12 protein-coding genes are annotated in these 12,328 nt (G+C 69.2%); 10 read left to right on the forward strand and 2 right to left on the reverse strand.

The genetic code is table 11. The annotated features are described in order from the left end of the window. Positions 1–4: 4 nt before the first annotated feature. The 7 genes from iolD to H7A73_RS06490 all read left to right on the forward strand — a co-directional run bounded on the left by iolD (position 5) and on the right by H7A73_RS06490 (position 7,850). Entirely contained in the window at positions 5–1,894 is a 1,890-nt protein-coding gene (gene iolD, locus H7A73_RS06460) for a 3D-(3,5/4)-trihydroxycyclohexane-1,2-dione acylhydrolase (decyclizing) (RefSeq protein WP_182065257.1), read from the forward strand. 33 nt (positions 1,895–1,927) lie between these two features. Beyond that, entirely contained in the window at positions 1,928–2,881 is a 954-nt protein-coding gene (locus tag H7A73_RS06465; protein WP_017887103.1) for a sugar phosphate isomerase/epimerase family protein, read from the forward strand. A 44-nt stretch (positions 2,882–2,925) separates the two neighbouring features. Continuing rightward, positions 2,926–3,999: a Gfo/Idh/MocA family protein gene (locus H7A73_RS06470; RefSeq protein ID WP_182065191.1), complete on the forward strand. Its 1,074-nt coding sequence runs from the start codon at positions 2,926–2,928 to the stop codon at positions 3,997–3,999. Between the two features lie 3 nt (positions 4,000–4,002). Continuing rightward, the gene (locus tag H7A73_RS06475; protein WP_182065192.1) at positions 4,003–4,872 is read left to right on the forward strand and encodes a sugar phosphate isomerase/epimerase family protein; all 870 of its coding nucleotides are present in this window, start codon (positions 4,003–4,005) and stop codon (positions 4,870–4,872) included. Continuing rightward, positions 4,869–5,981 carry a transaldolase family protein gene (locus H7A73_RS06480; RefSeq protein WP_182065193.1) on the forward strand — a complete coding sequence of 371 codons (1,113 nt, stop codon included), beginning with the start codon at positions 4,869–4,871 and terminating at the stop codon, positions 5,979–5,981. Before H7A73_RS06475 ends, H7A73_RS06480 begins: the two co-directional genes overlap by 4 nt. Before the next feature lie 206 nt (positions 5,982–6,187). Further along, positions 6,188–7,381 carry a Gfo/Idh/MocA family protein gene (locus H7A73_RS06485; RefSeq protein WP_182065194.1) on the forward strand — a complete coding sequence of 398 codons (1,194 nt, stop codon included), beginning with the start codon at positions 6,188–6,190 and terminating at the stop codon, positions 7,379–7,381. A 61-nt stretch (positions 7,382–7,442) separates the two neighbouring features. Next, positions 7,443–7,850, forward strand: a complete 408-nt coding sequence (locus H7A73_RS06490; protein WP_182065195.1) for a tautomerase family protein — start codon at positions 7,443–7,445, stop codon at positions 7,848–7,850. A gap of 189 nt (positions 7,851–8,039) precedes the next feature. Here the strand turns inward: H7A73_RS06490 and H7A73_RS06495 are convergent, their stop codons facing one another. Beyond that, a complete protein-coding gene (locus H7A73_RS06495; RefSeq protein WP_182065196.1) occupies positions 8,040–8,798 on the reverse strand; it encodes a GntR family transcriptional regulator in 759 nt (252 codons plus the stop codon). Between the two features lie 105 nt (positions 8,799–8,903). Next, positions 8,904–9,569, reverse strand: coding sequence for an exonuclease domain-containing protein (locus H7A73_RS06500; RefSeq protein ID WP_182065197.1), 666 nt, complete (start codon positions 9,567–9,569; stop codon positions 8,904–8,906). Positions 9,570–9,613: 44 nt separating this feature from the next. On the opposite strand from H7A73_RS06500, the gene H7A73_RS06505 reads away from it, so the two are divergent. From H7A73_RS06505 to H7A73_RS06515, 3 genes are all read left to right on the forward strand, one after another. Further along, positions 9,614–10,183: a hypothetical protein gene (locus H7A73_RS06505; RefSeq protein ID WP_182065198.1), complete on the forward strand. Its 570-nt coding sequence runs from the start codon at positions 9,614–9,616 to the stop codon at positions 10,181–10,183. A gap of 59 nt (positions 10,184–10,242) precedes the next feature. Then, positions 10,243–11,316 carry a redox-regulated ATPase YchF gene (gene ychF, locus H7A73_RS06510; protein ID WP_182065199.1) on the forward strand — a complete coding sequence of 358 codons (1,074 nt, stop codon included), beginning with the start codon at positions 10,243–10,245 and terminating at the stop codon, positions 11,314–11,316. Positions 11,317–11,599: 283 nt separating this feature from the next. Beyond that, positions 11,600–12,298, forward strand: coding sequence for a hypothetical protein (locus tag H7A73_RS06515; protein ID WP_182065200.1), 699 nt, complete (start codon positions 11,600–11,602; stop codon positions 12,296–12,298). The last annotated feature ends 30 nt before the right edge of the window (positions 12,299–12,328 follow it).

Consider the following 12,328-nt stretch of genomic DNA (forward strand, 5'->3'; position numbering starts at 1 on the left):
GAAGATGACCGTCGGCCAGGCACTCGTCGAGTTCCTGGCCAACCAGTGGACCGTCGACGGCGACGTCCGCGAACGCACCATCCCGGGGATCTTCGGCATCTTCGGGCACGGCAACGTCGCCGGGGTCGGTCAGGCGATCAAACAGCTCCACGTCGAGCAGCCCGGGCTGCTGCCGTACCACCAGGCCCGCAACGAGCAAGCCATGGTGCACGAGGCCGTCGGCTTCGCCCGCATGCACCGCCGCCGTGCGACCTACGCGTCAACGGCATCGGTGGGCCCGGGTGCCGCCAACATGCTGACCGCCGCGGCGCTGGCCACGACGAACCGGCTGCCGGCACTGCTGCTGCCGTCGGACACCTTCGCCACGCGCACCACCGACCCGGTGCTCCAGCAGATCGAGCTGCCGCACGACACGTCGCTGCAGGTCACCGATGCCTTCCGGCCGCTGTCGCGCTACTTCGACCGCGTGGAGCGTCCGGAGCAGCTCTTCTCGATCGCCCTCGCCGCGATGCGGGTCCTGACCGACCCGGCCGAGACCGGTGCGGTGACGATCGCCCTGCCCGAGGACGTCCAGGCCGAGGAGTTCGACGTGCCCGTCGCGTTCCTGCAGCCGCGCGAGTGGCACATCCGCCGTCCGCTGCCCGAGCGCGGTCCGCTCGAGCGTGCGGTGGCCGCGATCCGTGCCGGCAAGCGTCCGGTCATCGTTGCCGGCGGCGGGGTGCTGTACTCCGACGCCGCCGACGAACTCCGCGCCTTCGTCGAGGCCACCGGGATCCCGGTCGGCACGTCGCAGGCCGGTGGCGGGTCCCTGGTCTGGGACCACCCGCAGTACCTCGGTGGGATCGGTGCGACCGGCACCGCGGCCGCCAACGCGATCGCCGCCCAGGCCGACGTCGTCATCGGGATCGGCACCCGCTACAGCGACTTCACCACGGCGTCGCGCACGGCGTTCCAGAACTCCGACGTCACGTTCGTCAACGTCAACGTGGCCGCGTTCGACGCCTACAAGCACGGTTCGCAGCTGCCGCTGATCGCGGACGCCCGGGAGGCGCTGGTCGCCCTGACCGAGTCGCTCACGTCGGACACGGCGTACGTCGTCGAGCCCGCCTACGCGTCCGAGATCGCCTCGCTGAAGGCGGCGTGGGACGCCGCCGTCGACGGCGCGTTCGCGGCGTCCGGCGCGGACCTGCCCGGCCAGCCCGAGATCATCGGCGCCGTGCAGTCGGTGTCCGACCCGCGCGACGTCGTGATCCAGGCGGCGGGCTCGCTGCCCGGCGACCTGCACAAGCTCTGGCGGGTCCGCGACGAGCTCGGGTACCACGTCGAGTACGCGTTCTCGTGCATGGGCTACGAGATCGCCGGCGGCATCGGTGTCCGACGCGGAGCTCCGGACCGCGACGCGATCGTGATGGTCGGTGACGGCAGCTACCTCATGCTGCACACCGAGCTCGTCACCGCCGTGGCCGAGGGCATCAAGATCATCGTCGTGCTCATCCAGAACCACGGGTACGCGTCGATCGGGCACCTGTCCGAGACCGTCGGCTCCGAGCGCTTCGGCACGAAGTACCGCTACCTCGACGAGACCGAGTCGTTCGAGAACGGCGAGCCCCTGCCCGTCGACCTCGCCGCCAACGCCCGCTCGTACGGCGTCGACGTCATCGAGGTGCAGCCCGGTCCGGACAGCATCGAGGACCTGAAGGCCGCGCTGCGTCAGGCGAAGGCGAACGACCACACCACCCTGGTGCACATCAACTCCGATCCGCTGGTCTACGCCCCCGAGGGCGACGGCTGGTGGGACGTGCCGGTCGCGCAGACCTCCACCCTCCCCAGCACCCAGGCCGCCCGCGCCGAGTACGAGCAGCAGGTCGCCACGCAGCGTCCGCTGCTCGGCTGAACCGTTCACGAGACAGAAAGCGACAGCGACGTCATGACCGACACCGCCACCCCCATCGGCAGCCCCGCCACCGACGCGGCGCCCGCCTCGATCCGTATCGGCACCGCCCCGGACTCGTGGGGCGTCTGGTTCCCGGACGACCCGAAGCAGGTGCCGTGGCAGCGCTTCCTCGACGAGGCGTCCGCCGCCGGGTACGAGTGGATCGAGCTCGGCCCGTACGGGTACCTGCCGACCGACCCGTCGCAGCTGTCCGACGAGCTCGAGTCCCGCGGGCTCAAGCTGTCGGCGGGCACGGTCTTCACCGGGTTCCACAAGGGCGAGGACCAGTTCCAGCGTGCGTGGGACCAGGCCGTCGCGGTCGCCGGTCTGGCAGCGAAGCTCGGCGCCGAGCACCTGGTGACGATCCCCGACCTGTGGCGCTCGGACGCCACCGAAGAGGTGCTCGAGGCGCGCACACTCACCGACGAGCAGTGGGAGCGACTCGGCAAGGGCCACGACCAGCTCGGCAAGGCGCTGCTCGAGGAGTACGGCGTCCACCAGCAGTTCCACACCCACGCGGACAGCCATGTCGGCACCTACAAGGAGACCGTGCGGTTCCTCGAGGTCACGAACCCCGAGTACACGAACCTCTGCCTCGACACCGGCCACTTCGCCTACTACGGCGGCGACAACCTCAAGCTCATCGCCGCCCACCCGGAGCGCATCGGCTACCTGCACCTCAAGCAGGTCGACACCGACCTGCTGTTCGACGTGCTCAAGAACGACGTGCCGTTCGCGACCGCCGTGTCGCAGGGCATCATGACCGAGCCGCCGCACGGCACCCCGGAGCTCGCCCCGATCATCGAGGCCGTCGCCGCGATCAACCCGGACGTCTTCGGCATCGTCGAGCAGGACATGTACGGCTGCTCCGTCGACGCCCCCGGCCCGATCGCCGAGCGCACCTTCCAGCACATCTTCGGCTCGACCTCGGCCGCCCGCGCCTCCTGACGCGCCGTCCACGCAGCGTCAACGAACCCCAGGAGAACACCACCATGACCACCACGCAGAACCTCCGCGTCGCCGTCGTCGGCGCCGGCATGATGGGCGCCGACCACGTCCGCCGCATCACCGCCAAGATCTCGAACGCCGACGTCGTCGCCGTCGTCGAGCCCGACCAGACCCGTGCCGCCGCGGCAGCCGCCCTGGCCCCTGGCGCGATCACCGCCGCGTCCTTCGACGAGGCACTCGAGCAGACCGAGATCGACGCCGTCATCATCGCGACGCCGGGCTTCCTGCACGAGCCGATCCTGGTGACCGCGCTCGAGCGCGGGCTCACCGTCCTGTGCGAGAAGCCGCTGACGACCAGCGCCGAGGACTCCCTGCGCATCGTGGAGCTGGAGCAGCAGCACGCCGCCCGACCCGTGATCCAGGTCGGCTTCATGCGCCGGTTCGACTCCGGGTACCAGGAGCTCAAGGCGCTGCGCGAGTCGGGGGCGAACGGCGCCCTGCTCGCCCTGCACCACGCGCACCGCAACCCGACGACGCCGCCCAACTTCAGCGAGTCGATGCTCATCCACGACTCGGTGATCCACGAGATCGACATCATCCCGTTCCTGACCGGCGAAGCGATCACGAGCGTCGAGGTGAAGAAGCCGCGGAAGAACTCCCTCGCGCCGGCCGACCTGCCCGAGCCGCAGTTCGTCCTGTTCACCACCGAGTCGGGCACCATGGCGATCGTCGAGATCAACGTCAACGCCCAGTTCGGCTACCAGGTCACCACCGACGCCGTGTTCGAGTCCGCTGTCGCCTCCATCGGCCGCGACACCTCGCTCTCGCTCGTCGCAGCCGGAGCGACCTCGCAGGGCGTCACGCCGTCCTTCAAGGAGCGTTTCGCCGCCGCTTACGACGAAGAGGTCCAGCGCTGGGTCGACGCTGCCCGGACCGGCGGCATCGACGGGCCGAGTGCCTGGGACGGCTACACGGCCTCCGTCGTCGCCGAGGTCGCGGTCCGCGCCCAGCAGTCCGGCGCGCACGAAGTGGTCGAGTACGCGGTCACGAAGCCGTCGTTCTACGACGAGACGAGCGACGCGACGAGCGACGAGACCGCCGCGCTCGCCGGGGCCTGATCGATGCCGAAGATCGCGCTCGACCCGACCCCGTTCCACCACGACCTGTCGCTGCTCGAGTTCCCGCGCAAGGTGGCGGAGCTCGGCTACGAGTACCTGCAGCTCACCCCGCACAAGGACTTCATCCCTTTCTACCGGCACCCCAAGGCCGACGACGACCTGGTCGACGCGTTCGCCGCGGCCTGCCGTGACGCCGGGGTCCAGGTGGCGAGCGTGCTGCCGGTGCTGCGCTGGTCGGGCCCGGACGAGGACGCCCGACAGGCTGCGGTGCGCAAGTGGAAGCGGGTCATCGAGATCACGAAGCGCCTCGGTGTGGACACCATCAACACGGAGTTCTCCGGCCGCCCCGAGCGTGCTGAGGAGTCCGAGGACCAGTTCTACCGGTCGATGGAGGAACTGCTGCCGATCATCGAGGACGCCGGCATCCGTGTGCTCATCGACCCCCACCCCGACGACTTCGTCGAGGACGGGCTCGAGGCGCTCCGGGTGATCCGCGGCCTGAACTCGAAGCACGTCGGCTTCGTCTACGTCGCCTGCCACACGTTCCACTACGGCGGCAACATGGACGAGATCATCGACGCCGCCGGTGACTCGCTGCAGCTGGTCCACGTCGCCGACGCGTACGACCACCGTCGCTCGCACGGCCTGCGGTACATCACGAATCCGCCCGGCAACCCGGTCCGCGTGCACCAGCACCTGCCGGTCGGCCAGGCGGACGTCGACTTCGACGCCTTCTGGGCGGCACTCGACCGGGTCGGTTTCTCGGCGCGCGAGGACACCGTCGCGGTCTCGAGCGTCTTCGCCGAGGACGAGAACGCCGACGCGGTGTCGCGGTTCCAGCTCGACACGATCACGAAGGGACTCCAACGATGACCACCACCCTCGAGACGCAGGCGTCCACCGCCGCCGACTCCCGTCCCGTCACCCTGCAGGCCGCGGAGCAGACCCCGACCGCCCTGTGGAACGACTCCGCCGACCCGCGCGAACTGTCGACCGCCATCCACGAGTACGGCGCCGTCGGTGCGACCTGCAACCCGGTGATCGCGTACACCTGCATCCAGCAGGACCCGGACACCTGGGTCCCGCGCATCCGCGAGATCGCCGAGGAGCACCCGACGGCGGGGGAGTCCTGGATCGGCTGGAAGGCCGTCGAGGAGCTCTCCATCGCCGCCGCGGCGCAGCTGCTGCCCGCGTTCCAGGCGTCCGGCGGCCGGAACGGTCGACTGTCCATGCAGACCGACCCCCGATTCCACCGCGACGCCGACGCGCTCGTCGAGCAGGCCGTCCGGTTCTCGCAGCTCGCGCCGAACATCATCGTGAAGATCCCCGCCACCAAGGTCGGCATCGCCGCGATCGAGGAAGCCGCCTACCGCGGGGTCTCCATCAACGCGACGGTGTCGTTCACGGTGCCGCAGGTCGTCACCGTGGGCGAGGCCATCGAGCGGGCACTCGACCGCCGTGCTGCCGAGGGCCTGCCGGAGCAGGAGTTCGGCCACGTCGTCACCCTGATGGCCGGCCGCTTCGACGACTGGCTGAAGACCGTCGTCAAGCGCGACCACGTGATGGTGGACCCCGGCATCCTCGAGTGGGCCGGTGTCGCCGCGGTGAAGAACGCCTACCGCGTCTTCCAGGAGCGTGGGTTCCGCTCGCGCGTCCTGGTCGCCGCGTTCCGCAACGCACTGCAGTGGTCGGAGTTCCAGGGCGGTGACCTGGTGGTGTCGCCGCCGTTCCAGTGGACGAAGGACATCAACGACAACGCGTTCCCGTTCCGTCCACACGCCATCGACGACGAGGTCCCCGCGCACGTCATCGAGGCGCTCCGGGCCGCGACGCCGGAGTTCGCCCGCGGATACGACGTGGACGGCATGACGATCGACGAGTTCGATCGCTTCGGTGCGACCGTGACGACGCTCCGGCAGTTCCTGGACGCCGACGCGAAGCTCGACGCCCTGGTCCGCGACATCCTCGTCCCCGCGGTCTGAGACGCGATCTGCTGCGCGGTGCGATCCGCGGTCGCAACGACGGGTCGCGCCCCGCGCGCTGCCGCATCAGCCTGGAGGCCCGGTGCCGGTCCCCGAGACCGGCACCGGGCCTCCAGACGGTCGCGTCATGTGCTGACAAAGTCCGCCGCGTGGGCTAGGCTCATTGTCGCGCTCCAACGCGCGTCACCTGAACGAAGGAGTTCTCCATGGACAGCATCGGCGTCGGGCTGATCTCGGTCGGCTGGATGGGGCGGTTGCACTCGCGTGCCTACCGAGCGTTGCCGGACCACTTCCCGGAGCTCGGCGTCCAGCCGCGGCTCGTCGTGGCGGCCGACCCGATCGAGGCGGCACGCGACCAGGCGCTGACCCGGCTCGGGTACGAGCGGGCCGTCGCCGACTACCACGAGGTCCTCGCCGACCCGGCGGTCGACGTCGTGTCCATCTGTTCGCCGAACTTCCTGCACCGTGAGATGGCCGTCGCCGCGGCCGAGGCGGGCAAGCCGTTCTGGATCGAGAAGCCGATGGGGCGGTACGCCAGCGACTCGCGCTCCATCCACCAGGCGGTGCAGCGGGCCGGCGTCATCACGAGCGTCGGCTTCAACTACCGGCACGCCCCGGCGATCGAGCGCGCCCGTGAACTCGTCCGCAGCGGGCGGCTCGGACGCATCACGAACGTTCGTGGATCGTTGCTCGCCGACTACTCGTCCGACCCGGCGGCACCGCTGACCTGGCGCTTCGAGCGCGAGCGTGCCGGATCGGGTGTGCTCGGCGACCTGCTGTCGCACGGGCTCGATCTGGCGCAGTACGTGGTCGGGCGGATCGCCTCGGTCAGTGCGCTCGCCGAGACGTTCATCGAGTCGCGTCCCCGGCCGGCTGCCGGCATCGTCGACCGCAGCGCCGCGGCGACCGGCGAGCTCGGTGCTGTCGAGAACGAGGACTACGCCGCGCTGCTGTTCCGGTTCGAGGACGGTGCGGTCGGCACGATGGACTCGAGTCGGGTGATGCGCGGGCCGCACGCCGAGTACACGCTCGAGATCTACGGCACCCGCGGTTCGGTCCGGTGGGACTTCCAGCGCCTCAACGAGCTCGAGGTGTACCTGGACGGGCAGGAGGTCGACGGGTACGCCACGCACTCCGTCGCCCCCGGGGATGGCGAATTCGGTCGCTTCCAGCCCGGCGCCGGCACCGCGATGGGCTACGACGACCTGAAGACGATCGAGGCGGCGCAGTTCATCGCGAGTGTGCAGCGCGGGGAGCAGCTCGCGCCCTCGGTCGCCGACGGGCTGGCTGCGGCGTCGATCGTGGAGGCGGCGGAGGCCTCGCTGGTCGACGGCGCCTGGCACGATGTCGCTCGTGTCGACGGACCCCTGACGTACGGGGCGCCGACGCCGAGGTTCTAGACACGCCGCCGTGGTCGCTTGTTAGTATGTAAGGACAAAGTCCGAGCAACCAGGAGGCACCATGCCGCTCGTCCGTATCGACCTCGCCACCGGCCGCACGCCGGAGGCCGTCCGTGGCATCGCAGACGCCATCCACCAGGCCATCGTCGACGTGTACGGGATCCCGGTGCGTGACCGGTTCCAGGTGATCACCGAGCACCCGGCGCAGCAGATCATCGCCGAGGACGCCGGCTTGGGGTTCGAGCGCACCGAGGGTGTGGTCGTCATCCAGGTGTTCACGCAGCGCGGGCGGACCGACGAGGCGAAGGCCGCGCTGTACCGGGCGATCCACGATGCCCTCGCGGCGATCGGTGTCGCGTCCGAGGACGTCTTCATCGGCTACGTCGAGAACGGGCCGCAGGACTGGTCGTTCGGCTTCGGGCGTGCCCAGTACGTCACGGGTGAGCTCGGGGTACCCGCGCTCGGTTGAGGTCGGCGCAACCGCGGGTGCGGGCTCGGATGCGGTGTGGTCACGACACCCCGCTCAGGTCCGCCGAGTGGTCACGAGCTGTCGGTTGCCGGGCGCCCGGGCGACAGTTCGTGACCACGCGGCGCACGACCGACGGCATGTTCTGACCCCTCGACGAGCGGCCCCGGCGACGGAACCTGACCGAGCGGCCTACTTGTCGACGAGCGTGACCTCGAACGAGTACCGGTCGGGGCGGTAGCAGTGCACGCCGTACTCGACCGCACGGCCCGAGGCGTCGTACGCGGTGCGGCTCATCGTGAGCACGGGGTCGCCGTCCTCGATCTCGAGCAGGCCGGCCTCTTCGTCGGTGACCGCACGGGCCCCGATCCGCTGCTTCGCCACCCGCATCGTGACGCCGCGGCCGCGCAGCAGCTGGTACAGCCCGTGCGCCTGCAGGTCGTCGTCGGTCAGGTCGAGGAACTCCGGCGGCAGGTAGTTCTCGAGGATCGCCATCGGGACGTCCTCGGCGAACCGCACCCGTCGGATGTGCGCGACGGTCGTGCCGGGTTCGAGGCTGAGCGCCGCAGCGACCTCGTCGGATGCGGGGACGTCGTTGCGCTGCAGGAGCTTCGTCGCCGGAGCCTGCGCACCCTGCGCCAGGTCGTCGTACAGGCTCGTCAGCTCGACCTTTCGGGTGACCGGCCCGTGCACGACCTGGGTCCCGATGCCGCGGCGGCGAACCAGCAGGCCCTTGTCGACGAGGTCCTGGATCGCACGACGGATCGTCGGCCGCGACAGGCCGAGGCGCTCACCGAGGGCGATCTCGTTCTCGAGCCGGGCACCCGGTGGCATCGCGCCGGAGCGGATCGACTCCTCGATGCGCGAGGCGACCTGGAAGTAGAGGGGCATGGGACCCGACCGGTCCAGGTCCATGAACAGGTCGGACGGCAGCTGGCCTTCGTTGGTCATCGCGGTCCTTCACACGTGCGGAGATGCCGGCGTCGGTGCCGACGGCATTGTCGTGACAATACCACCGGGGATGTGCCACCCCGGCCGCGCACAGCGGGCGTTGCGTCAGTCGGCGAACACCATCGGCCGGTTCGACAGCCGTGGCTGATTCGCGGCCTTCGGTTTCTCGGCACGTGCGCGGACCGGGGCGATCGTCACCCGGGTCGCCGCGCCGAGCGCCTCGACCGTCTCGACCCCGTGGTACCCGGCGGCGTGCACGACGATCGCGGCGCAGGCCTCGGCGTCGGCAGCGGCGTCGTGGTGCTGGAACCCCTCGAACCCGGCGGCCATCGCGGCGACCGGCAGGCGGTACGAGTCGAGCGTGTAGGTCTTGCGGGCCACGGCCAGGGAACACAGCGAGTGGTGCTCGGCCAGGTCGATCCCCGTCGCGGAGCACCCACCGGCGATGACGCCCATGTCGAAGCGCGCGTTGTGCGCCACCAGGACGTCACCCTCTGCGAAGGCCACCAGGTCGGGGTACTGCTGCTCCCACGTCTTGGCGTGCGTGACGTCCTCGGCGACGATGCCGTGGATCCGCGTGTTCCACTCCAGGAACGCGTCGTGCCCGAACGGCGGGCGGATGAACCACGACGCCCGATCGACGACCCGGCCGGCGCGGACCTTCACCAGCCCGACGGAGCAGGCGCTGGCGGGCGAGCTGTTGGCGGTCTCGAAGTCGATCGCGGTGAAGTTCAACGGCACGGTCCCGATCGTCGCACGGGGTTCCGACATCGCCCTCCGTTCCCGTCGGCGTTGCGTGTGGCTACTGTCGGCGCATGGGGAACGAGACCGACCGCCGTCCGCTCGTCCTGGTGCTCGCCGGTGCCGGCTACGGGCAGCAGGCGCCGCTGCTCTGGTGGACGAGCGAGATCGCCGCCGCGGCAGGGTGCGAGGTCGTCGCGCCACGATGGCAGGTCGACGACGCTGCCGGTGCCGATCCGGTCGGGTTCGTCGAGACCGCTGTCGCTGCGGCAATGGGGGACCGGCTGCCCGACCTCGTGATCGCGAAGTCGTTCGGCTGCTTCGCCCTGCCGTGGGCGATCCGCCACGCGGTTCCCGGCGTCTGGCTGACGCCGGTCCTCACGCACGACGACGTGGCCACGGCGCTCGCAGCTGCCACCGACGCGCACGACGCGATCGGGGGTGGAGACGACACCATGTGGCAGCCCGAGCGGGTCTCGGGCACTGCTGCGTGCCTCCAGACCGTCGACCGTGCCGACCACTCGCTGCAGGTTCCGGGGGACTGGCGGCGTTCGCAGCGGCTGCAGGCCGACGTCTTCGACGTCGTCGAGCGCCGCATCACGGCCCTGCGGCCCCGGAGCGATGGGTCGCGTCCCCTGTCCTGACGGACGGACTGGAGGCCCGGGTCGGCTCCGGCAGGTCGCCGCCGGTAGGCTGTGCTTCCGTGGCTCTCACCATCGGAATCGTCGGTCTCCCGAACGTCGGCAAGTCGACCCTGTTCAACGCCCTCACCAAGAACCAGGTCCTCGCCGCGAACTACCCGTTCGCGACGATCGAACCGAACGTCGGCGTGGTGAACCTGCCGGACCCGCGACTCGACCAGCTCGCCGAGCTGTTCCACTCTGAGAAGACCGTGCCGGCGCCGGTGTCGTTCGTCGACATCGCGGGCATCGTCAAGGGTGCGAGCGAGGGCGAAGGCCTGGGCAACAAGTTCCTTGCCAACATCCGTGAGGCCGACGCCATCGCGCAGGTCGTCCGCGGCTTCACCGACGACGACGTCGTGCACGTCGCGAACAAGGTCTCCCCGAAGGACGACCTCGAGGTCATCAACACCGAGCTGATCCTCGCCGACATGGAGACCATCGACAAGGCGCTCCCGCGGTACGAGAAGATGCTGAAGCTGAAGCAGGCCGAGCCGGTCGTGCTCGAGACCGCTCGCGAGGCCCGTGCCGCGCTCGAGCAGGGCACGCTGCTGTCCGCGACGAAGATCGACCTCACGCCGATCGCCGAGCTCGGACTCCTGTCCGCCAAGCCCTTCATCTTCGTGTTCAACGTCGACGAGGCAATCCTGACCGACGACGCCCGCAAGGCCGAACTGGCCGCGCTCGTCGCCCCCGCTCAGGCCGTGTTCCTCGACGCCCAGGTCGAGTCGGAGCTCATCGACCTCGACCCCGCCGACGCCGCCGAACTGCTCGAGTCGACCGGGCAGACCGAGTCCGGGCTCGACCAGCTCGCCCGCATCGGGTTCGACACCCTCGGGCTGCAGACCTACCTGACGGCCGGTCCGAAGGAAGCCCGCGCGTGGACGATCGGCAAGGGGTGGAAGGCACCCCAGGCTGCCGGTGTCATCCACACCGACTTCGAGAAGGGCTTCATCAAGGCCGAGGTCATCTCGTTCGACGACCTGGTCGAGACTGGCTCCATCGCCGAGGCTCGCGCTGCCGGCAAGGCCCGCATCGAGGGCAAGGACTACGTCATGCAGGACGGCGACGTGGTGGAGTTTCGATTTAATAACTAGATCGTTGATCTGGTGCGGATCTAGCCTTGAAATCTGACAAAGATTTAACTCATAAATCGCCCTCTGTGTCGAGTTTGTGTCAATCGACGGGAGGCTCATCGCCTCCACGATTGAGGCTGTAGCTGCCCGTCTCAGGCATGATCTGCCTCCGGGCGCATGCTGTCGGCCTCGACGCGAAATCGCTCCTGCGGCGCAGCCATGGCCCCCAGACGGGCGGGTTGTTTCCCGTGTGTCCTCTCTGACAGGGTCATGAGTGATCTACAGCTTTACGAAGCGGGATTCCATGACGGATCTTGCTGTTGCCACTCCGGATCAGTTGCTAACCGCCGACGAGGTGGAGGTCTCGGACCTCTACGACGAGGACAAGATCCCGGCAGGCGTCACCAACGCCGTCGAGGTCGTCAGCCAGGTCGAGGACCCGGCCGCGCTTAGCTACATCGTCACCACCAGGTCCGAGGACGGGGAATCGGCGGAGGTTCTGACGGTCGGTCTTGATCGTCACTTCAAGAACTGGAACCTTGAGGACAACCCCAACGCCTACTTCCTTGCGCTGCACAAGGTGATCCAGCTTCAGTACGGCGTCGATGTTCGGCTCGCATCCAAGCAGGATGTCGAAGAGCGTGCCGGTGAGCGCGAGGTTGCCGAGGCGGTTGCCCGTCACCGCAACTGGGAGGACGACGAAAAGAAGCGCCGAGCGGCCAACTCGGCCGTCATCATCAAGGCCTTCGAGGAGCGTGCGACCTCGACGGCTGGGGTCCGAGCGTTTGTCGACCAGTACAGCCTCAACACCAATCAGATCAACTCCATTGCCAAGCGCGCCTCGCAGCTCCAACCGCCCGTGATGCTGTCCAGGGAGGCAATCACTCAGTGGGCGCAGGTTGTCCACGATGACCGTCCCGCCCCGAAGGCTGGGGAGACGAAGACTCCCGTAGCCGAGCTACGAGATAACTTCTACCTCGGTCGCAAGAAGAACGACGACTAGACCAAGTTCTCCCCCGGCCATCCACGGTGA

It is taken from the genome of Curtobacterium sp. ME12 (assembly GCF_903970855.1).
Taxonomy (GTDB): Bacteria; Actinomycetota; Actinomycetes; order Actinomycetales; family Microbacteriaceae; genus Curtobacterium; species Curtobacterium poinsettiae_A.